This window comes from Hyphomonas adhaerens MHS-3 (genome assembly GCF_000685235.1).
Classification (GTDB): domain Bacteria; phylum Pseudomonadota; class Alphaproteobacteria; order Caulobacterales; family Hyphomonadaceae; genus Hyphomonas; species Hyphomonas adhaerens.
The window spans coordinates 144637-165631 of record NZ_ARYH01000003.1 but is presented as its reverse complement, the minus strand read 5'-3'; the positions used below and the strand labels follow the sequence as shown (position 1 = coordinate 165631).

22 protein-coding genes are annotated in these 20995 nt (G+C 64.1%); 11 read left to right on the top strand and 11 right to left on the bottom strand.

Translation table 11 applies throughout. From position 1 onward, the window contains the following. From HAD_RS18190 to HAD_RS15055, 4 genes are all read left to right on the top strand, one after another. Positions 1 to 726: a DUF805 domain-containing protein gene (locus tag HAD_RS18190; RefSeq protein ID WP_051596359.1), complete on the top strand. Its 726-nt coding sequence runs from the start codon at positions 1 to 3 to the stop codon at positions 724 to 726. 221 nt (positions 727 to 947) lie between these two features. Then, on the top strand, positions 948 to 1442 hold the full coding sequence (locus tag HAD_RS15065; protein ID WP_035573695.1) for a MarR family winged helix-turn-helix transcriptional regulator: 495 nt from the start codon (positions 948 to 950) through the stop codon (positions 1440 to 1442). Positions 1443 to 1584: 142 nt separating this feature from the next. Next, the gene (locus tag HAD_RS15060) at positions 1585 to 1983 is read left to right on the top strand and encodes a VOC family protein (protein ID WP_035573180.1); all 399 of its coding nucleotides are present in this window, start codon (positions 1585 to 1587) and stop codon (positions 1981 to 1983) included. A gap of 84 nt (positions 1984 to 2067) precedes the next feature. After that, positions 2068 to 2733, top strand: a complete 666-nt coding sequence (locus HAD_RS15055) for a hypothetical protein (RefSeq protein ID WP_035573178.1) — start codon at positions 2068 to 2070, stop codon at positions 2731 to 2733. A 10-nt stretch (positions 2734 to 2743) separates the two neighbouring features. Here HAD_RS15055 and HAD_RS15050 read toward each other — a convergent pair whose 3' ends face one another. After that, a complete protein-coding gene (locus tag HAD_RS15050; protein WP_035573693.1) occupies positions 2744 to 3319 on the bottom strand; it encodes a c-type cytochrome in 576 nt (191 codons plus the stop codon). Positions 3320 to 3597: 278 nt separating this feature from the next. Between HAD_RS15050 and mutL the strand changes: the two genes are divergently transcribed. Beyond that, positions 3598 to 5478: a DNA mismatch repair endonuclease MutL gene (mutL, locus tag HAD_RS15045; protein WP_035573177.1), complete on the top strand. Its 1881-nt coding sequence runs from the start codon at positions 3598 to 3600 to the stop codon at positions 5476 to 5478. A 3-nt stretch (positions 5479 to 5481) separates the two neighbouring features. Beyond that, entirely contained in the window at positions 5482 to 6150 is a 669-nt protein-coding gene (locus HAD_RS15040) for an HAD family hydrolase (protein ID WP_035573176.1), read from the top strand. Positions 6151 to 6156: 6 nt separating this feature from the next. On the opposite strand, the gene HAD_RS15035 is transcribed toward HAD_RS15040, so the two are convergent. The 3 genes from HAD_RS15035 to HAD_RS15025 all read right to left on the bottom strand — a co-directional run bounded on the left by HAD_RS15035 (position 6157) and on the right by HAD_RS15025 (position 8227). Next, the gene (locus HAD_RS15035; protein ID WP_035573175.1) at positions 6157 to 6798 is read right to left on the bottom strand and encodes a hypothetical protein; all 642 of its coding nucleotides are present in this window, start codon (positions 6796 to 6798) and stop codon (positions 6157 to 6159) included. A 62-nt stretch (positions 6799 to 6860) separates the two neighbouring features. Next, a complete protein-coding gene (locus HAD_RS15030; RefSeq protein ID WP_035573174.1) occupies positions 6861 to 7178 on the bottom strand; it encodes a hypothetical protein in 318 nt (105 codons plus the stop codon). Next, a complete protein-coding gene (locus HAD_RS15025; protein WP_035573173.1) occupies positions 7175 to 8227 on the bottom strand; it encodes a proline iminopeptidase-family hydrolase in 1053 nt (350 codons plus the stop codon). Before HAD_RS15025 ends, HAD_RS15030 begins: the two co-directional genes overlap by 4 nt. Positions 8228 to 8322: 95 nt before the next feature. On the opposite strand from HAD_RS15025, the gene HAD_RS15020 reads away from it, so the two are divergent. Continuing rightward, complete coding sequence (locus HAD_RS15020; RefSeq protein ID WP_035573172.1) at positions 8323 to 9468, top strand: alpha-hydroxy acid oxidase; 1146 nt, start codon at positions 8323 to 8325, stop codon at positions 9466 to 9468. Here HAD_RS15020 and HAD_RS15015 read toward each other — a convergent pair. From HAD_RS15015 to HAD_RS14995, 5 genes are read right to left on the bottom strand one after another with little or no spacing between them, the layout of a single operon-like run. Beyond that, complete coding sequence (locus tag HAD_RS15015; RefSeq protein WP_035573171.1) at positions 9458 to 10864, bottom strand: FAD-binding oxidoreductase; 1407 nt, start codon at positions 10862 to 10864, stop codon at positions 9458 to 9460. The genes HAD_RS15020 and HAD_RS15015 overlap by 11 nt on opposite strands. Further along, positions 10861 to 11478, bottom strand: a complete 618-nt coding sequence (locus HAD_RS15010) for an FMN-binding negative transcriptional regulator (RefSeq protein ID WP_051596357.1) — start codon at positions 11476 to 11478, stop codon at positions 10861 to 10863. The genes HAD_RS15015 and HAD_RS15010 overlap by 4 nt, the downstream gene beginning before the upstream one ends. Before the next feature lie 9 nt (positions 11479 to 11487). After that, positions 11488 to 12426 (bottom strand): L-threonylcarbamoyladenylate synthase, encoded by a 939-nt coding sequence (locus tag HAD_RS15005; RefSeq protein WP_035573170.1) that lies wholly within the window; start codon positions 12424 to 12426, stop codon positions 11488 to 11490. A 48-nt stretch (positions 12427 to 12474) separates the two neighbouring features. After that, on the bottom strand, positions 12475 to 13671 hold the full coding sequence (locus HAD_RS15000) for a cytochrome b/b6 domain-containing protein (protein WP_035573169.1): 1197 nt from the start codon (positions 13669 to 13671) through the stop codon (positions 12475 to 12477). Positions 13672 to 13682: 11 nt separating this feature from the next. Next, positions 13683 to 14408, bottom strand: coding sequence for a YceI family protein (locus tag HAD_RS14995; protein ID WP_035573168.1), 726 nt, complete (start codon positions 14406 to 14408; stop codon positions 13683 to 13685). Positions 14409 to 14527: 119 nt separating this feature from the next. Between HAD_RS14995 and HAD_RS14990 the strand changes: the two genes are divergently transcribed. Next, positions 14528 to 16297: an acyl-CoA dehydrogenase family protein gene (locus tag HAD_RS14990; RefSeq protein WP_035573167.1), complete on the top strand. Its 1770-nt coding sequence runs from the start codon at positions 14528 to 14530 to the stop codon at positions 16295 to 16297. Between the two features lie 77 nt (positions 16298 to 16374). After that, entirely contained in the window at positions 16375 to 16914 is a 540-nt protein-coding gene (locus HAD_RS14985; protein ID WP_035573166.1) for a DUF3833 family protein, read from the top strand. A 64-nt stretch (positions 16915 to 16978) separates the two neighbouring features. Here HAD_RS14985 and HAD_RS14980 read toward each other — a convergent pair whose 3' ends face one another. Further along, the gene (locus HAD_RS14980) at positions 16979 to 17188 is read right to left on the bottom strand and encodes a cold-shock protein (protein ID WP_035573165.1); all 210 of its coding nucleotides are present in this window, start codon (positions 17186 to 17188) and stop codon (positions 16979 to 16981) included. A 225-nt stretch (positions 17189 to 17413) separates the two neighbouring features. Further along, positions 17414 to 18586: an MFS transporter gene (locus HAD_RS14975; protein ID WP_035573164.1), complete on the bottom strand. Its 1173-nt coding sequence runs from the start codon at positions 18584 to 18586 to the stop codon at positions 17414 to 17416. Positions 18587 to 18807: 221 nt separating this feature from the next. Here HAD_RS14975 and HAD_RS14970 point away from each other — a divergent pair, with 221 nt between their 5' ends. Continuing rightward, positions 18808 to 19854 (top strand): pseudouridine synthase, encoded by a 1047-nt coding sequence (locus HAD_RS14970; protein WP_084331997.1) that lies wholly within the window; start codon positions 18808 to 18810, stop codon positions 19852 to 19854. A gap of 52 nt (positions 19855 to 19906) precedes the next feature. Then, positions 19907 to 20974 (top strand): MBL fold metallo-hydrolase, encoded by a 1068-nt coding sequence (locus HAD_RS14965; RefSeq protein WP_035573162.1) that lies wholly within the window; start codon positions 19907 to 19909, stop codon positions 20972 to 20974. The last annotated feature ends 21 nt before the right edge of the window (positions 20975 to 20995 follow it).

The window sequence follows — 20995 nt, the reverse complement described above, 5'->3', positions numbered from 1 at the left end:
ATGCGCGGGCAGGTCCTGAAGGCGGATGGTTCAGACGGGCCGGGACTTATTCTCGGGGATGATGGCGTTCGCTACACTTATGAACAGGCGCAGGTGCGGGGCGGCAGTTCGCTGGCGCCCGGCCAGAAAGTGGACTTCATGGGCCTTGGCGACGAGGCGCGGGATATCTATTCCCTCGGGCCCGCGCCGCAGGCCACAGCCCCAGAGCCTGCCCCCTCCGCGGTCTCAGCGCCCGCTGCGGCGGTGCAGGCACCGCTTTCCCAGCCTCAGGCGCAGGCCGCCTCACCGGTCTATGGCAGCAAGCCGCCAGCCGTGCCGGGCGACGGCGTGTGGACCTATTTCATTCGCAGCATCACGAAGAACTATTTCCGCTTTACTGGGCGGGCCCGGCGCCAGGAGTACTGGGGTTACACGCTTTTCAACGTGTTGACCTATATCGTGGCGTTCATGCTGGACGTTGTTCTCAGCGTCATTCTTTATGGCGGCGACGACTTTGCGCCCTGGCTCACACTGCTCTGGTTCCTCTATCAGATCATCCCGTCGATTGCTGTGACGGTCCGGCGACTACATGACCAGGATCTTTCAGGCTGGCTCTATCTGATCACCTTTGTGCCCTATATCGGCTGGCTTGTGATCTTTGTCTTTATGCTGATCGACTCCCGTCCGGAGTCCAATGTGCACGGGCCAAGCCCCAAATACGATCCCGCCGCAACGGCGTTTGCCTGATCCTGTCCGGAAGTTCGGCCGATGTGCCGGACGGAACCCGTGCCGGGCGGGCGCGGGCGGATTTCGTGAATCAGAAGTAAAATTGTTTCGTAAAAGTAACGGTTAATCAAAACGGCCGAATATTAACTAACGACTTGCTCAATACCAACATGCTTATCAGTTTATTAGGATAGCACGTGTAGTTCTGTTCAAACTACAACAAAAGTTGAGTGGTGGTTGAAATGATGATTGCTGAATTGCAGGAAACTGCAGAACTGAGCCTGGGTGAGTCTTTCCTGAAGTCTCTCTCTCTTCTTGAACAAGCGCACCGTCGTCTTCACGATGTTGTCAAAGACGATCTTGAACGTGGCGGCGAACGCTCGCTGACAGGCGTCCAGGCGCTGCTGATCTACGAGATCGGCGAGGGTGAGGCTCCGGCTTCGGTCCTGCGTGCCCGGGGTGCTTTTGCCGGCACCAGCCTGTCCTACAACGTCAAGAAGCTGCAGGAAGGCGGTTATCTGATCCAGACCCGCTCTGAAGATGACAAGCGCACAGTCACGCTGCGCCTGACTGAGCGCGGCCTGAAAGTCCGCGCCCGTGTCGCGAAACTCTTCGAGAAGCAGGCCAATGCGCTTGAGCCGACAGCCAGCGTGCGTCCGGACGACCTCTCGCAGCTGAACAAGACCATCACGCGCCTTGAGCGCTTCTGGTCTGACCAGATCCGTTTCCGCCTCTAAGAAGCGGTTCGGTAAATACCCTGGGAGAAAGCCCCCGCCTCGTGCGGGGGTTTTTGTTTTTGGGAATGCAGTTTTCCTGCTTGACCTAAACCTTGGTTGAGGTCCCACAAGGCGGCCCTGAGACGAACAGGGAGACCTCGCCATGACACTGGAACAGGCGCGAATCCGCATTGCGCGGCCTACGGACAACCTTGATGCCCTCCTGCCATTCTATCGCGATGGTCTCGGGTTCAGGGTGCTCTACGAGTTCGGTGGCCACGGAAACTTCGACGGCGTGATGCTGGGGCATCCGAACGCGCCATACCACCTCGAATTCACGGTGGCACATGGGCACATCGCAGGGCGCGCGCCGACCGAAGACAATTTGCTCGTCTTTTACCTGCCACAGCGAAACCGGTTCGACGCGGTCTACCGCCGCCTGCGCGCGGCCGGTTTCCTGCCCGTTCCCGCCTTCAATTCCTATTGGGACGACAAGGGCGTGACCTTTGAAGACCCGGACGGATACCGCATCGTCCTGCAGAACGCGTCCTGGGATCTGTAGCGCGTCAACCCCCAGGAGAGTCTGCTGGTCGCTCCCCTCAATCCCTGCTAGCCGAAAGTCATGCGGGGATTGAGGGGAATATGTTTGGCGGCTTTGGCCGTCGCCGGTTCGGCAGAGGCCGGCCCATGGGCGCAGCGGCAAGGGGATATCTATGCGCGCGTCAATCTCTCCGCCGAAAGGCTGGATGGCGAAGATGGACGCCGCGGGGATCTTTATGGCGAGTATGGTCTGGGCGGCGGCTGGATGGTGACCGGCAAGGCGGAAAGCGTGCGCTATGATGGCGGCACGCAGGATCGCGATGCCTATCGCCTCTCCGCACGGCGCCAGCTCTGGTCAAACAGCAAGGGCTGGGCCATCGGCGCCGAAGCTGCCGTCCTGCACGGCACGACACTGGCCGGCGTGTTCGGGTGCCAGGGGGCCGGCGGCGAAGCGCGGGTCTCCGCCGGACGCAGCGGCGTCTACAAGACCCGCAATTATTACCTCTTCGCTGACGCGGCCTGGATTCACCAGGAAGGCGGATGTGACCGCCAGCGCTTTGAGTTCGGATACGGCAGCGACCTTGGCGGCAACTTCTTCACGACAGAGCAGGTGTGGCTGGAATACGGGCGCCAGTCCGCAAATTCGATCAAGACCGAGACCCAGATCGGCTACCACTTCCCTGCTGCGGACGTATCGGTCGGCTACCGCGAGGAATTCGGCGGCGAGTTCGACGAGCAGGCAATCCTGCTCGCCGTGACTGTGCGCCGCTAACCTTCAGGGCTTATTCGCCCGTGTAACCCGTCTGGGTCATCAGGTAGGCGATGACTGCGGTCCGGTCGTCAGGACGGCGGACACCGGCAAAGGTCATCCGGTTGCCTTTCAGGAAGGTCTGCGGGTTCTCCAGCCAGTGATCGACCTTGTCAGGCGTCCAGATGAAGTCGGCTTCCTTCAGGGCGTCAGAATATTGGAAGCCCTCGGACGTACCAGCTTCGCGCCCGAACAGGCCGTAGAGGTTCGGACCCACCAGCGCGCCGGCGCCTTCCGCCGTCGTGTGGCAGGACTGGCAGAGTTTGAACGTCCGGCGGCCGCGCGCATAGTCGGCCGTGTTGTACGGTGCAGGCAGGCTCGCAAACTCGGGCGAGCCTTCGCTGGTGTCGGCGTCGGCCGGGGCAGCAGTTGGCACGGCCGACGGCTCGGCGGGTGTCTCCACCGCCGGAGCTGCCGCTTCCGGTGCCGGCGTTGCGGCCGGTGTTTCCGCAGCAGGCGCTGCGGGGGCGGAACTGTCGCCGGAGCCACCGCAGGCTGCGGTCATGCCAGCAAGAACGATAAGAGAAGCGGAAACGAGAGAAAGTCGCATAGAATCAAGGCCTCGGACTGTGATTTCGAATGCATACTGATCCGTCTTGCCCGACAATGCAAACCCGCTCGACAGGGACGTGAGTTAGGCAAAAAAGACTTTTAAAACAGCATGTTAAGGCGGTCGGGCGAGCCTGTTTCAGGCGAAGCCCGGAAGTGAAAATCCATCGCACCGCACTGATTTTACACAGTTTTTGGCTTATTGCCGCAGGGATGGGCAGGGCGGAGTCCTGCCGCGCGCCGGGGGACAAAACCGGCCCGGCAGGGTAAGATTGAAGCATGGCTGATTCCGTGCGTCCCCGTCCCCAGATCCGCAAACTGCCCCCCGATGTCGTGAACCGGATCGCGGCAGGTGAAGTGGTTGAACGTCCGGCGGCAGCGGTGAAGGAACTCGCCGAGAATGCGCTGGACGCCGGGGCCACGCGGATCGACATCGCGATCGAGGCGGGCGGCCTGAAACGAATGACGATCGAGGATGATGGCTGCGGCATGAGCGCGGACGATCTGCTGCTCGCGCTGGACCGGCACGCAACCTCGAAACTCTCGGCCGGACAGGATGGCCGGGTGGACCTGCTGAACATCCACACGATGGGCTTTCGCGGTGAGGCGCTACCCTCCATCGCCTCGGTCAGCCGCATGACCATCACCTCGCGCGCCGCCGGTGAAGAGGCCGCCGATATCTTCATCGAGGCCGGGCGGATTGAAGGCCCCCGGCCCGCGGCCTTCACTGGCCGGGGCGAAACCGGCACACGGATCGAAGTGCGCGACCTGTTCCACGCGACGCCCGCGCGCCTGAAATTCATGAAAGGCGAACGCTCCGAAAGCATGGCCGTGACCGACGTGGTCAAGCGCCTCGCCATGGCCAATCCGCATGTCTCATTCAGCCTGGAGAACAATGGCCGCAACGTGCTGCGCTATGCAGCGGAGGCCGAGGGTGAAGCCGGGCGCCTGGCCCGTCTCGGTGCCATCATGGGGCGGGACTTCCGCGACAATGCCGTGGCCATCGAGGCGGAACGCGAAGGCGTGACGCTGACAGGGTTCGCCGGTCTGCCGACGCTGAACCGCGGCAATGCGCAGATGCAATTCCTGTTCGTCAACGGGCGCCCGGTGAAAGACCGGATGCTGAACGGCGTGATCCGCGCCGCCTATCAGGATTTCCTGGCGCGGGATCGCCATCCGCTGGCGGCCCTGTTTGTGGAACTGGACCCCGAATATGTGGACGTGAACGTCCACCCGGCAAAGACGGAAGTCCGCTTCCGCGATGCCGGGAATGTACGTGGCCTGATGATTGGCGCCTTGCGGCATTCTCTGGCGGATGCCGGGCACAGGGCGTCCACCACGGTGGCGGGCTATGCGCTGGGCAAGGTGCGCCCGGAAGGTGCGCCGACCGGGGCGCTGTTCGCGTCACGGCCCGCCTACAACCCCACCAGCATTTCACCTGTCCGGGCGCCGTCCAGCTTTGAGCCTGCGCCGCCGCCCGGCGGATGGGCCGAGTCCGCCGAGCCTTATGCGCCAGACACCTACGAACGTGACGTCGCGCCCAGCGCCCGCGTCGAGCCGGAAACGCAGGCCACGGAAGACTTCCCGCTCGGCGTCGCCCGGGCCCAGCTGCACGAAACCTATGTCATCGCCCAGACACAGGATGGCATCGTCATCGTTGACCAGCACGCCGCGCATGAGCGTCTCGTCTATGAGGACATGAAGCGCCAGATGGCGGCGGGCGGTGTGAAGCGGCAGGCGCTGCTCATCCCGGATGTCGTGGAGCTGACGGAAGACGAGGCCGCCCGCGTGGTGGAACGCGCCGAAGAGCTGGCCGAACTGGGGCTGGAGATCGAAGCCTTCGGTTCGGGCGCTGTCTGCGTGCGCGCCACCCCCGCCCTGTTCGGGGAGATGGACGCCGCAGGCCTGATCCGCGACCTCGCGGACGACTTTGCCGAATACGATGCGGGCCTCGTCCTGAAGGAACGGTTCGAGGAGGTCATGGGCAACATGGCGTGCCGCGGGTCCGTCCGCTCGGGCCGGCGCCTCAATGGCGAGGAAATGAATGCGCTGCTGCGCCAGATGGAGGCGACGCCCCATTCCGGCCAGTGCAATCATGGCCGCCCGACCTATGTGGAACTGAAGCTTGCCGACATTGAAAAACTGTTCGGGCGCCGCTGAGACATGACAAAATTCGACGCTCTGATTTTCGACTGCGATGGTGTGCTGGTCGATTCCGAAGTGATCGCCATCCAGTGCGAGCGGGAAATCCTCGCTGGCTGGGGGCTGGACTATGCGTTCGAGGCCTTCGTCCAGCGCTTTGTCGGCCTGCATAACCGGGACTTCCACAATGCCATCGCCGCCGATGCGCAGGCCGCCGGACTGACGCTGCCGGAGGATTTCCGCACAGCGCTGCACGCCAATCACTGGAAGCGGTTCGAGGCAGAGCTGAAGGCGATTGATGGCGTGCTGGATGCCGTCGCCGCATTCCCTGGCCTGCAGGCGGTCGCGTCATCTTCTGAAGCTGACAAGCTGGTCCGCAAGCTGGAACTGACCGGCCTGCACGAGACCTTCGCGCCGCATGTCTTTTCGTCAGACCTCGTTGCAAACGGGAAGCCCGCGCCGGACCTGTTCCTGCTGGCGGCAGACCGGATCGGCGCGCGCCCGGACACCTGCGTCGTCATCGAGGACAGCGTGAACGGGGTGAAGGCCGCGCGGGCGGCGGGCATGACGGCCTGGGGCTTCACCGGCGGCGGCCATGCCGATGCCGGGCTGGCCGGGCGGCTCACCGAGGCCGGAGCACATGGTGTGTTCGCCTCCCACCGGGAGATCGCGGACGCGCTGTCAGGCTGACTTCAGTCAGGCTTTCGGGAACACGTCCTTCAGCGGGGCCCATTCAGCTTCGTGGGAACCTTCGAAATTCGGCTTTCCCGGCGCTGTCAGCTGGCCCGTGGGCTTGGTGTAGCTGTTGATCTTGCGTTCCGGGTTTTCACGCCACTGGATATTGAAGGCCCAGTATTTCGGGAAGAAGTAGAGTTTCGAATAAGGCAGGTGATCGTGGATCCACCAGGCCAGTTTCTGCCAGTCGCCTTCCTCGTGAAACGCATCATAGAAGGCCGGAACGATGATGCAGGCCGTCGCGCCCATGTTCCCGTCGGCATCGCGCCGGTCCCAGATATGGGCGGCGTGGTTGCTTTCATTGGAGCCGCAATTGTAGCCCTTCTTGTTCTCGCGTTGCATCTGGTTGCCGAAGCCGTTGACCTCCGACGACCGGTAGGCGGAACGGATGGCGATGCGGCCGAACACATCCTGAAGCGGCTCAAGCAGTTCGGTGCACAGCTTCGTGCCGGCGGCGATGGCGAGATCCGGATCGTCGGGCACGTTCGACAGGCCGTGAATGGCCGCGATGTCGGAGAACAGCATATCCCGCATGAAGAAGCTGTCGGACAGCCGGATGCGGCCGAATTCGGATAGGGCCTCGACGCTCATGGGTGGTTTCATTGCAGTCTCCTCATTGCACGCGGAGACTGCAAATCCGGTGCCGCTTCCGGTTGTTGGCGCTGTTAGTCGCCGGGGGCATCCATCACGGAATAGATTTCCGGTGTGCAGGTGCCTTCGGTGATGCGTTCGCGCTGGAGGGTCAGCGTGTCACCCACGTCCGGCAGCTTGCCAAGATAAGAGCCCGGCACCCAGAACTCCCCCTCTTCCCCCATGAACAGGGCGCCGTCTTCGTCGACCTCCGTGACCGTGCCTTCGATGACGGAAGTCTCATAGCTGCATGGCCCTCCCGCAATCGGGCCGGGATCGTCCGGGCCGCAGGCGGCGAGGCCGCCGAGGAGCCCGCCAACGAGAATGAGCCTGGTCAGGGTACGTTGCTTCATTCGGTTTCTCCCTCGTCCACGGACTCGATGAAGTCGATCATCCCCGTGAAATAGCAATCCGGATTGTCATACTGGGTGAGGTGGCCTGCATCCGGGCAGATGTTCAGCTCCGCGTTCGGAATCTCTTCCGCCATCTTCGCCATGAAGGCAGGGTCCATCGTGTCTTCCTGCCCACCGGTGATGAGGGTCGGCACGGTGATCCTGTGCAGGTCTGCCAGCCTGTCCCAATCGACGAGCGATCCGCCGGCGCCCATTTCGCTGGGCCCCTGCATGGCCAGATATTTTTCGCCATTCATGTGGTCGAACGAGCCAAGCACTTCGGGGGGCCATTCCTCCACCGGGCGCCGCAGGATGTGCTGGGTATAATAGGAGTTCATCAGCAATTCCATGTAGCGTGGATTGTGGAAGTCTCCGGCAGCCTCAAAGTCAAGGATCTCCTTCAGGACGTCCGGGTCCATCTGCGGCTGCAGCACATTCTTCGAATAGTCGTTATAGGCCGGAATGCTGGCCATCATGTTTGAGATGATCAGGCCCTTGAGATGGTCCTGATGCGCGAGCGCATATTCCATGCCGAGCATACCGCCCCATGACTGGCCGTAGAGATAGAAATTGTCTGCGTCGAGGCCGAGGGCTTCGCGGACCTGGTCGACCTCGCTGACGGCGGCTTCGATGGTCCACAGGTCCGGATCGTTTGGCTGGTCGGACAGCCAGGAATCGAGCTGGTCGTAGTAGAAGAACTCGATCCCGGCGGGTGAAAAATAGTCCTCGAAGGGCTTGAAGAGCTCATATGTAGCGCCGGGGCCGCCATGCAGTAGCAGCACCTTGATGCGCGGATTGTCGCCCACCTGTTTGGTCCAGACCTTGAAGTTGCCTTTCGGCGTGGAGATCGGGACCATCCGGACGCCCGCCTCGTCGGGGGCCGCGGCCGGGACATCGGCAGCGGGGTCGGCGGCCGGATTGTCCGGCGCACCAGCCGGACCTGCGGATGGCGTACACGCGGCGAGACCGAGAACAAGTGCGGATATTGCGATTGGCAGAAGCTTGCGCATAGCGCCCCCCTTAGCTTACCTGTTACCGGCAAGCCTATTCCTGTTCAGGTGGGCCGTAAAATAAAAACAATAGATGAGGCAAAGGGGAACCCGCCGTGGCCAGCGTTGCAACCGCAATCAATATCGACGATCTGCGCAAATTGGCGCAGCGGCGCCTGCCGCGCATGGTGTTTGACTATATCGACGGCGGGGCGGAAGACGAGCTCACGCTGCGCCGGTCTGTTGATCGGTATGCCGAGTATGAATGGCAATGGAACTCGCTGGTCGATGTCACGAAGCTGGACCCGTCGACCACGCTGTTCGGCCAGAAGAATCCGATGCCGTTCTTCATCTCGCCGACCGCGGCGTCGCGGCTGTTCCATCCGAGGCAAGGGGAACTCGCCGTTGCCCGTGCGGCGCAGAAGGCCGGCATCGCCTATTCCGCCTCCACGCTGGCCAGCCAGACCCTGGAAGACATCGCCGCCGCTGCGCCCGATGTGCCGAAGATCATCCAGATCTATGTCTGGAAGGATCGCGGCATCGTGCGGGAGTTTCTCGCCCGTGCGAAAGCGGCAGGGTTTGTGGGCTGTGTGCTGACGGTCGATGCGGCGGTCGCCGGTTACCGCGAGCGCGATCCGCGCAATGGCTTCTCCATCCCGCCGAGAGTGAATTCGAAGACGGCGACGCAGGCGCTGGCAAAGCCCGGCTATCTCTGGGACGTTTTGACGGGCTCGAAGATTGGCCCGGCAAACTTCGCGCAGCAGGCAGGCGGCGGCGACGTGATGGGCACGATCAACAATTTGTTCGACCGCACCATGACCTGGAAAGACGCCGAATGGATGGCCAGTGAATGGGGCGGCCCGTTCGCGGTGAAAGGGATTGCGACGGTCGACGATGCCGTGCGCGCCGTGGACCATGGCGCCAGCGCTGTGTGGCTGTCCAATCATGGCGGGCGCCAGATCGACACGTCTGTGCCGGTGATCGACCTCATCCCGGAAGTCCGCGACGCGATCAATCCGAAGATCGAACTGATCGCCGATGGCGGTGTGCGCCGGGGCAGTCATGCGCTGAAGCTGATTGCCCGCGGGGCGACCAGCGTGGCCATCGGGCGGGCCTATCTCTACGGGCTCGCGGCCGGCGGTGAAGCGGGCGTCAGCCGGGCCATCCAGATCCTGAAGGACGATGTGGAGCGTGGCCTCGGCCTGTTGGGCGTGCCGCGCCTGGCCGACCTGGACGGAAAGCTGCTGCGCCTCAGACGCTGACGACGCGGTTCGGGTTCATGATGCCTTTGGGGTCCAGCGCCGTCTTGATGGCGCGCATCGTGTCCGTGGCGGCCTGCGGGCGCAAATTCGCCAGCTCGTCGCGTTTCAGCCGGCCGACGCCATGCTCGGCAGAGATCGAGCCGTCGAACTCCATCACCGTGTCGTAGATGATCCGCGTCAGCGCGTCGAAATGCTCGCGCAGGCCTGTCTTCTCAGGTGGTTCGATGACGGAGTAATGCAGATTGCCGTCGCCGACATGGCCGAAGATGACGAAGTCTGCGGTCGGCAGCTTGTCCACGATGCGGGCATTGCAGGTTTCCATGAAGGCCGGGATCTTGCTGACCGGCACGGAGATGTCCTGGTTCAGTGAGTTGCCATAGGCGCGTTTGGACAGCGGGATCGTCTCGCGCACCATCCACATGGCTTTCGCCTGGGCAAGGCTTTCGGCGATGGCCGCGTCCTGGATCAGGCCTTTCTCGAAGGCGGCTTCGAGCGCCGTCTCCAGCGTCTTGCGCGCCATGGCTTCGTCCGAGAAGGACACTTCCATCAGCACGCGCCAGCCAAGGTTCGACGGCAGCGGATCGCGCGTGCCTTCAATGTCGGCCACCACCATCTCGACCGCATTGGCCGGGATCATCTCGAAGCTCGTCACCGTGTCGCCCGCCATTTCGCGGACATGCGCCAGCAGTGCGATCACCTCCTGCGTGGTCTCCACCGTCACCCAGGCCGTGGCACGTTGCACTTTGGGGAACAGTTTGAGCGTCGCGGCGGTCACGAGGCCGAGCGTGCCTTCGGCGCCTGCGAACAGGTGCTTCAGGTCATAGCCGGTATTGTTCTTGCGCAGGCCCGACAGGCCATCCCAGATTTCGCCGGACGGCAGCACCACTTCCATGCCCAGCAAGAGGTCGCGCATCATGCCATAGCGCAGCACATTGACGCCGCCCGCATTGGTAGAGATCAGGCCGCCAATCGTGGCGGTGCCTTCGGAGCCGAGCGACAGCGGGAACAGGCGGTTCACCTCTTCGGCGGCGGCTTGGGCGGTCACCAGCGGGGCGCCCGCCTCCACCACCATGGAATTGTTGAACACGTCCACGCTGCGCACCTTGTTCATGCGGCGCATGGAGACGCAGATCTCGCCGTGCGGCACACCCGCATCGACAAGGCCCGTATTGCCACCCTGCGGGCAGATCGCGACGCTGTGCTGGCTGCACAGTTTTACCAGCGCGGCGGCCTCTTCCGTACTGGCCGGCTTGGCCACGATGGGTGTGTCACCCTTGATGAAGCCGCGCCATGCCTGCGCGTGTTCGGACAAGACGTCCGGATCTTCGGACCAGCCCTGTGGGCCGAGCAGGTCTTTCAGGGCGGCGAGGAAGTCTGGGGGCAGTGTCTGGGTCATGAATCCATTTTACGCATTTCTGCGGCGAGCGCGACACCGTTTTCCGTCGCATCCAGTGCGTCGATGACCCCGGCGCGTGCGCTGGCGGGTTTGTCCTGGTTCAGTTTGGCGATGCCCTCGAACCGTTCCGGGCGCAGCTCGAACGCGACGAGGCCGCGATACAGCGCCTCCAGCCGCGCGGGCGTCATCTTGGCCGTTTTCCAGATGGGCTTCGGGGCGAGGCCGCTTTCGAAATGGTCGGAGAGGTCGTCGATCAGCTGGCGCATCGCGGCATCGTCCAGCCGGGTGACCGGCCCGGCCGCCTCGACGGAGATATAGTTCCAGGTCGGCACCTGGTCGTCGATGCCGTACCAGTCCGGCGAGACATAGGCGTGCGGGCCGGTGAACACGGCCAGTGCCGGGCTGCCAGCCAACAGGGCCTTGGTCACCGGATTGGCGACCGAAAAGTGGAAGCGCAGCGACAGGGGCCCCCCTCCCCCGGAGGGAAGAACAGGGGCGTGCGCCGCGACAGGCTGGCCATCGCTCACCGCGCTGATCACCGCGAAGGGATGATCCAGAACGCGCTGACGCAGCACGGCAGGGTCTGTGACGTGAAACCGGCGGGCAGGGTGCATGGCTTGCTCCTAGTCCCGGTGCGCCGCGCGGGCGAGGCGGTCGTTGATGGCCTCGCCGAGGCCTTCGTCCGGGATGCGGGCGACGGCAATGCGGTCATGTTGCGTATCGAGCGTGCGCAGGGCGGCGAAGAGGTTCTTCGCAGCTTCACGCAAATTGCCCGTCTCCGAAAGATTAAGACCCGGGTAGGGCGTCTCACCAAAGGCGAGCCACCCCTCGCCCGGCTCTGGCGCCTCGGCATTCAGGCGGATGCGGGCATTCGGGGCGTAGTGGCTCTTGAGTTGTCCGGGGGCGGAGATTCCGTCTGCTTCCTCGCGCGCGATGAGCGGCGCGCCGAGGGCGGCCTCAAGGGCAGGCGTTTCCAGCGCGCCGGCGCGGAGCAGGACAGGGCGCTCGCCCACGAAGCTGACAATGGTCGACTCGATTCCGCGATCACAGGGGCCGCCGTCGAGGATCAGGTCGACCTTCCCGTCCAGGTCTTCCTTCACATGCTGCGCCGTCGTGGGGCTGACATGGCCGGAGCGGTTGGCAGACGGCGCGACCAGCGGCTTGCCGAAGGTCTCGATCAGCGCCCGGGCACCCGGATGGGCTGGCATGCGCAGGGCAATCGTGTCCAGCCCGGCGCGGGCGATATCGCTGACCGTACCGGTGGGCGCGACAGGCAGGACCAGGGTCAGCGGCCCCGGCCAGAACTTCGCGGCAATCTCGCGGGCCTGATCGGAGAACACAGCCTCCTGCTCCGCCATTTCCATGTTCGCGACATGCGCGATCAGCGGGTTGAAGCGCGGGCGGCCCTTGGCCTCATAGAGGCGGACCACGGCATCCGGATTGGCGGCATTGCAGGCGAGGCCGTAGACCGTCTCTGTGGGCATCGCCACGAGGCCGCCGCCGCGCAGATGCATGGCGGCGAGGCTGAGCGTTCCCGGCTGGATGGGCACGATGGCGGTCATGGAGCGCGCCTTAGCACCCGTCCCGCCCGGCAGGAAGCCGCCGCCGCATTATTCCCGGCGGGTGGCGGTGCCTTTGACGGTGACCGTGACGTCGTCGCTCACCCAGTCTCCGCCGGGGTCAGACTGCTGGCCAAGGTTCAGGCCCGCGCGCGAGAGCGTGGTGGTGCCCTCGAAGGTGGCGGTGTCGCCCTCGATCATGAGGCTGAAGTCGAACGGCACGTTGACTGCCTGCTCCTTCACCAGCAGCGAGGCTTCGGCGGTGTAGCCGCCATCCGGTGCGGCCGCGAAGTTGATCAGGCTGACCTTCACGACCGGATACGTGCCTGTGTCGAACCATTCGCCGCTTTGCAGCGTGTCGTCATAGAGTTTGGTACCGGTCTGGGCCGAGCCGGGCTGGACCTCGACCGTGACGGCGGAGCCTTCCAGGTCTTCCGGGTCGAACAGGACATTCGCATTCCAGCGCGTGAACGTGCCGGAGAACGGCTTGTTCTGATAGGTGCCGGCAAAGGCGATCTCGGAGGTTTCGCCGTCGATCTCCCAGTTGCCGGCGTCCGCGGGAACGGTGCCGGTCGATGCGGGGCCTGCCGGTGCGGGGGGCGCGGACTTCATCAGCGGCACAGCGGCGATGATCGCAAACAGGAGTGCTGCGCCGCCGAACGCGATCGCATAGCCTTTGGGTGGCGGGGGCGAATGCGGGCGGCCGAACAGGCCGGGGATCATCCGCTTGAACACGCCTTGTTCCGCGGCAACTTCATGCTTCACGGCGCCCGCGACATGCAGGCCGAGCAGCACGATCAGGACCCAGGCGCCCTTGGAGTGCAGGAATTCCACAATCTCGTGGACCACCCCGCCCCGCAGGCCTTCTGTGAACGGAAGGTGGGGCCAGCTGACCGTACCGAACAGGACGGTCGAGACCTGGAACTTGGACGTCGAGACCAGCAGCCAGCCGAGCAGCGGCAGGCCGATCATCAGGGCATAGAACCCGATATGAACACCGTGGGAGAGGCGTTTCTCCCACGGCGTCATGTCGTCGGGCAATGGCGGCGGTGGATTGCGCCACCGCCACAGCACCCGCGCCACGCTGAGGAACAGGATCGCGATCCCGATCGATTTGTGCAGCTGGAAGCGGGCTTCATTGTCTTCCATGTTCCATCCCAGCCAGATCATGAACAGGATCAGGGCCGCGATCGCCCAATGGAGGAGGATCGCGACGACTGTGTATCGATTGGAGGATGGAGCATGCATGGAATGGGGCCTTACTCAGATTCGCTGGCGTCTGCTGCCTTGGCGAATTCTGTTTCGATCAGCAAGTCCACCTCGTCGCTGAGGCTCGGCACCATGAAGTCGAGGCCGAAGTCGGAGCGCTTGATCGTGCCTGTGGCCGAGAAGCCCAGGCGAGGCGAATCCGGTGCCCACGGGAAGCTGGCGGTGCCATTATAGGTCACGTCCAGCGTCACCGGCTTGGTGACACCGCGGAAGGTCAGGTCGCCGGTGACCGTGCCGGTATTGGCGCCGGTCGCGGTGACGTCGGTGGACTTGAACGTGATGGCCGGGAAGGCCGTGGAATTGAAGTAGGTCTCGCTCTCGGAGATTTCCTGGTCGAACGTGTCGAACGGGCTGTCCGGGTGGCCAGCCTTGAAATCAAACGGGTAATCGGTCTCGACAGAGGTCGGGTCGACCGTGATGTCCAGCTGGCTGGCCGACAGGTCTTCCGGATCGAAATCCAGCGTCCCGGAAATGCCGGTAAAGCGTGCAGTGTAGTTGGACAGGCCGAAATGGCTGATTTTCCAGGTCAGCGAGGCGTGGCTGGGGTCGAGTTCATACGTGCCGGCCGGGCCGAGTTCCGGTGCCGGGGCTTCGGCAGGGCCTGCCGTGGTTTCAGCCGCGGCCGTTTCCGGGGCAGCTGGGGTTGCTTCGCTGGTTGCCGGGGCGCCACAGGCGACGAGGGCAATTGCAGAAACGGAAAGGAGGAATGTGCGCATGGGTGTTAGTGCCTTTTGTTGCTCAGGTTGCCACACAGTATAGTGCGCCGCTGGACAGTCGCCACAGGTGCGCTAAAGCCTGCGCCCAATATCACTTATGCACTATCGGAGATAAATTGATGGCCTATGAAGCCCCGATCCAGGACATGGCCTTCGCGCTGCAGTCGGTTTCCGGCCTGCCAAAGCTGGAGGGCCTGCCGGGCTTCGAGTCCTACGATCCGGATCTGATCGCACCGATTCTGGACGAGGCCGCAAAGCTTGCCCGCGATGTGCTGGCCCCGCTGAACCAGCCGGGCGATGCGGCGGGCGCTGTGCTGACAGAGGATGGCGTCAAGGCTGCGCCCGGCTTTGCTGAGGCCTATGCCCAGTTCCGTGAAGGCGGCTGGATGGGCTTGTCGGCGCCGGAGGAATGGGGCGGACAGGGCCTGCCAAAGACGCTGGCGCTGGCCGTGATGGAGATGGTCCATTCGGCGAACATGGCGTTTGGCCTCTGCCCGATGCTCAGCTTCGGTGCGATTGAGGCTTTGCTGGCGCATGGCACCGACGCGCAGAAGCAGACCTATCTGCCGAACCTCGTCGCCGGGAACTGGACCGGCACGATGAACCTGACCGAGCCGCAGGCCGGGTCCGATGTCGGCGCATTGAAGACAAAAGCCGTGCCGAATGATGACGGCTCCTACGCGATCAGCGGCCAGAAGATCTTCATCACCTGGGGCGACCATGACATCGCCGAGAACATCATCCACCTGGTCCTGGCGCGCCTGCCGGATGCGCCGGCCGGGTCGCGCGGCGTGTCGCTGTTCCTGGTGCCGAAATTCCTCGTCGGTGAAGACGGCAGCCTCGGCGAACGCAACAGCCTGAAATGTATCGGCCTGGAAAAGAAGATCGGCATCCACGCCTCCCCCACCTGCGTGATGGAGTATGACGGCGCCACGGGCTGGCTGATCGGTGAAGCCAACAAGGGCCTGGCCTGCATGTTCACGATGATGAACTCGGCGCGGCTGAATGTCGGCCTTGAGGGCGTTGCCGTGGGCGAGGCGGCCTATCAGGCGGCGTTCGAATACGCGCAGGAGCGCAAGCAGGGCAAGGCGCCGGGCGTCGATGGCCCCGCCCCGATCCTGCACCATGCCGATGTGCGACGTACCCTGACGACCATGCGCGCCCGCGTCGCGGCAGCCCGCGCCATCTGCTATGCCTGCGGCGTTGCGGCAGACCTTGCCGACGCGGCAACAGACGAGCAGGCGCGCCACGCCGCCAAGCTGCGCGAAGACCTGCTGACGCCGATCGCCAAGGCGTGGTCCACCGACATGGGCGTCGACGTTGCCAGCCTCGGCCTGCAGATCCATGGCGGCATGGGCTTCATGAACGAGACGCTGGCAGCCCAGCTCTATCGCGACTCCCGTATCGCGCCGATTTATGAAGGCACGAACGGCATTCAGGCGATCGACCTGGTGGGGCGGAAACTCTCAGGCACGAATGGCGAGTCCATGCGCCTGATCCTTGGCGACATTGATGCCACCATCCGCGAAGCCCGCGCGACGAACGAGCCGCAGCTTGTTCAGATTGCGGACCGTTTGCGCGCCGGGGCCGACGCCCTGCGCGAAGCGACCGACTGGATGCTGGCGGCCATGAAAGAGCGCGATCAGGACAAGGCGCTCGCCGGGGCGACGGCCTATCTCGCGCTGGCAGGCGACGTGATCGGCGGCCACTTCCTGACGCGCGCCGCGACCGCCGCCCGGTCAAGCGACCCGGCCAGCCGCGCCCGCAACCTGGCCCTTGCCGGCTTCTTCGCCGAAACCGCGCTCGCTGAAGCGCCGGGCCGTGTGCCGGGCATCGTCGAAGGCGGCCAGACCTTCCTGGAAGGCAGCGAGGCGTTGTTCGGGGTCTGATCGGGCTTGCGCCGCTCTGCGGACTGGCTCGCGCTGTGCGCAGTCATCCGATCACCGGCATGCCCCGTAACAGGGGCATGAAAAAACAACTTCCAGCTCTCGCCGCCCTCGCCCTTGTCACCGCCTGCGCCACCCGGCCACCCGTGCCGGAGGCCGCCAATGGCGGGGCTTTCGTCATCGAACGGGACCTTGCCGGATCCCATGTGGCCCGGGGCGAGTTCAAGGCCATCACCGGTGTGCACCGAACCTTCACCGCCCAGCTGACCGGCACATGGGACGGCCAGACGTTCACCCTGGTCGAAGACTTCGTCTATGACGATGGCGAAAAGGACAAGAAGACCTGGAAACTCCAACGCGTCGCGCCGGGCGAATACACCGGCACCCGCGAAGACGTGGTCGGCACCGCGCGCGGCTTTCAGGATGGCGACGTGTTCCGGCTCGAATATGACGTCCGGTTGCCGTCGGAGAACGGCAAGGGCCGCAAGGTCCGCTTCCGGGATGTTCTGGCAAATGACGTAGACGGAAAAGTTCTGAACACGGCGACGGTCGGCTGGTTCGGCTTCCGCGTCGGGTCTGTGTCGCTGGTCATGGAACCGGCGGAGGACGGAGAGGAATAGCCCCCAAAGAAAAAGGCCGCCTCCCGAGGGAAGCGGCCTTTCTTAACCTGATAGTCCGGAAGGACTATTCGGCTTCGATCGTGTCGACGGCGGTTTTGCCGTTGCGCTTGTCGACTGCCGTGGTGAAGGAAACCTTCTGGCCCTCGGTCAGGATGCGCATACCGGCGCGCTCAAGTGCGGTGGCATGAACGAAAACGTCCGTGCTGCCGTCTTCCGGAGCGATAAAGCCGAAGCCTTTTTGATCGTTGTAGAATTTTACGGTGCCACTAGTCATGGGACACTCCTGTATATAGTGCGGGCCTGCGACATGCGGGCTCGCGGAAGTTCGAGTTTTGTTTGGGAGGTCTCTGAATAAAGCGGCAGGGGTAACCCTGACAGTCCATGCCTGATTGTCCGGCGAAAAGTCGAAACGCTCATTTAGGGGTTTTTCAGCCCGGCACAAGGGTAAACCTGCTTTTCTCTGAAATAAATTATTCAGAATGCTGAAAATTTCGCGCGTTTACTGGGCTTTCAGTCCCGGCAGGGTCAACAGCAATATCACGGACAGGCAGGATCCGCCCGCCGCAATGCCTGCCAGCGGGGCCAGTCCTGCTGTCACAAACGGGGCGGCGATGGCCGTGCCGATGGCGGTCGTGGCGAGGATGAACAGGATCACCAGGGCCGCGCCGCGGGCGTCGTCCCCGTCCGAAGCCAGGATCGCGCGGAAGAAACCCGGCGGGCCGCGCAGGCCGAGGCCGAGGTTCACCGGCACGAACAGTGCCGTGATGACCCGCGCGTCCGCTGCGCCGTTCAGGCCATAGACGGTAAGGCCGATGAGGCCCAGCGCCGAGATGCCCGAGCCAAGCAGGATCATCCGCTCCGGCCCGACCATGTCCGCGAGGCGGCCAGCGATGTTGGAGGCCACGACGAAGAAGGCGATGCCGGTCACCTGCATCAGGATGAAGGCATTGAGGCTGAGGCCCAGCGCCTTGGTCATCATCGCCGGGGCGCCGAACACGAAGATCAACAGGCCGCCGAGCGTGAACGCCTGGCTGAGGGCATAACGCAGATAGGCGCGATTGATCAGTAGACGGAAATAGCTGCCTTCGCCGCGCGTTGGCGGCGGCACCGGCAGGCTGGACCCGAGCCCGCGGACGAGGAGGGCGACGGCAAGGCTGAGCGCGGCGATCACGTAGAACGAACTGGTCCAGCCGAATGCGGCCAGCAGCCAGACGCCAGCGACCGGGGCAAGGGCAGGCACCAGCGACTCGACGCTGCCCATCAGGCCCAGCGCGCGCACGGCGCCAGCCTCGCTGAACATGGCGCGGATCATGCCCGGTGCAAACACGGCGGCGGCCGAACCCGACAGGCCTTGCAGGAACCGCAGGCCGACAAGTGCGGGCAGGGACGGCGCCAGCGCGCAGGCCAGCGAAACGAGGGCATAGGCGATGAGGCTGGAGATCAGCAGGGCGCGCTGGTCGGTGCGTGCGCCAAGCTCGCCGAACAGGATCAGGCCTACGCAGGTGCCCGCGACGAACGCGGCCAGCACCAGCTGTGCCATGGCTGCGCTGCCGCCCAGCACATCCGGCAGGCCGGGCACGGCGGGCAGCACCAGGTCTGTCCCGGCAAGGCCGAGAGTCGTGCCGAGCAGCAGGAGCGCAAAAGCGAGCCAGGGGGCGGAGGCGGTTTTCATGGAGGCGGGCTTATCGGAGAATCCTGCCTGTCTGTCGATGGGGGAAATGTGACAGCGGGTATTTCAGGGCCGGGCTGGCCGTATAGATGGTCCATATACGGTGTATATAGGGTGTTCGTGATTGCCTGAGGGGCGGCTTATCCAACAGTGAGCGCGTCGGTTGCGGGGCGGCCGAGGGGCCGATAAGACAGGCGCCAGAAGCGGCAGGAAACCCACACATCATGGCCTGGACAAAGACTTATGAAGGCGCGGAGCCGCTGCGCATCAACAAGTGGCTTGCCGAGGAAGGTGTCTGCTCGCGCCGCGAGGCGGATGCGCTGATCCTGAAGGGCCTGGTCAAGGTCGATGGCGAAGCGGCGATCGCCGGGCAGAAGATCGAGGCCGGCCAGACGCTGACCCTGCTGCAGAAGGCGACCCGCCAGCTGGACAACAGGCTGTCGCTGATTTTCCACAAGCCGGAAGGCATCGTCTCTGGCACGCCTGAAGCAGGTGAAATTCCCGCCGTGCGCCTGATTACGGCCGAGACGCTGTCCGGCAAGGCACACGCGATTCCCGGCCGCTACAACAAGCTCGCGCCGCTCGGCCGCCTCGACAAGGACAGCCGCGGCCTGCTCGTCCTGTCGGAAGACGGGGTTCTGGCGAAGGCGCTGATCGGGCCTGAGAGCACGGTCGACAAGGAATATCTGGTCAAGGTGAAGGGCGAAGTGACGCCGGACAAGCTGGCCCTGCTGCGCCATGGCCTGGAGCTGGACGGGCGCAAGCTGAAGCCGGCGCAGGTGGACCAGGTGAAGGCGCACGAGCTGCGCTTCGTGCTGAACGAGGGCCGCAACCGCCAGATCCGCCGCATGTGCCAGCTGGTGGACCTGCGCGTCGCAGACCTGATGCGCGTGCGCGTCGGCTCGCTGGAACTGGCGGGCCTGCCCGAAGGCAAGTGGCGCCCGATCAGCGCGCGCGAGCGTGACGCCCTGCTCAGCGGTGCGGCGCCCAGCCCGCGCCCGTCGAGCCCCCGTGCCCCGCGGGAGGCGCAGGACCGCCCGCCGCGCGAAACGCGGGAGCGGCCTCAGCGCGGCGAACGCCCGGCCCGAGGTGAACGGCCCGACCGTCCGCCGCGTCCAGGAAAGCCATCCGGCAAGCCGGGCGGAAAAAGCGGTCCGCCGCGCGGTGACCGCAAGCCTGACAGCAGGGAAGAAAAGCCCGTCAATCCGATGCGCGGCCCGAAGTTCAAGCGCACGAAACTGGGACCCCGCAAGCGGTCGCCGATCAAATAGCTGACCTTGCGTGACGGCTCGACGGGTTGAACGCCCGGCCTATTCTGGCGGCATGGACGGATTCACAACAAAGACACCCAAGCGCCCCGGGCTGGACTACCTGCACGGTGAGGCGGCCCCCGATCATGGCGGGATGATGGAGATCACGCCGCGTATCCAGTGGATTCGCATGGAGCTGCCTTTCTCCCTGAAGTTCATCAATGTCTGGCTGATCGAGGATGACGATGGCTGGACGATCGTCGATACGGGCATGCCGCTGAAGGAAACGCGGGACGCCTGGAAGGCCATCCTCGAATCGCGCGTTACGCCGGAAAAGCCCCTGAAGCGCGTGATCGTCACGCACATGCACCCCGATCATGTCGGCTGCGCAGGCTGGCTCTGCTACAAGTACGGGGCCGAACTGTGGATGAGCCGGCTGGAATACACGACGTGCCGCATGTTGATTTCGGACACGGGCCGGGAGGCGCCGGAGGCCGGGGTCAGCTTCTATCGCAAGGCCGGCTGGGACGAGGCGGCACTTGATAATTACCGCGAGCGCTTCGGCGGGTTTGGCCGCGGCGTTTCGAAAATGCCGGACAGCTTCTTCCGCCTCAGCGATGGCGACACGTTCGAGATGGGCGGTGAAACCTGGGAAGTGATCACCGGCAACGGCCACTCGCCGGAACATGCCTGCCTGTTCTGTCCGGCTCAGAATATCGTCATCTCAGGGGACCAGTTGCTGCCGCGCATTTCCTCAAATGTGTCGGTCCACCCGACCGAACCGGCGGCAAACCCGCTGCTGGACTGGATGTCGAGCTGCGAGAAATTGCTGGAGCGCCTGCCGGCGGATGTGCTGGTGCTGCCGGCCCATAACGAGCCGTTCCGCGGCGCGCACAAACGCCTGCGGCATCTGATCGACGGCCATGAAGTGGCGCTGGAGCGTTTGAAACAGCGGCTCGCCGAGCGTCCGCGCAAGGTGCTGGACACGTTCGTCGCGATCTTCGGGCGGAAAATCGCACTGGACGAACAGGGCATGGCAACCGGCGAAGCGCTGGCCCATTTGAACTGTCTGATCTATCGCGGTGAGGTGAAAGCCGAGCCCGGGCCGGACGGTGTCACGCTCTATCATCTCGCTGCCTGACTTCATTCGCAGCCTATTGGC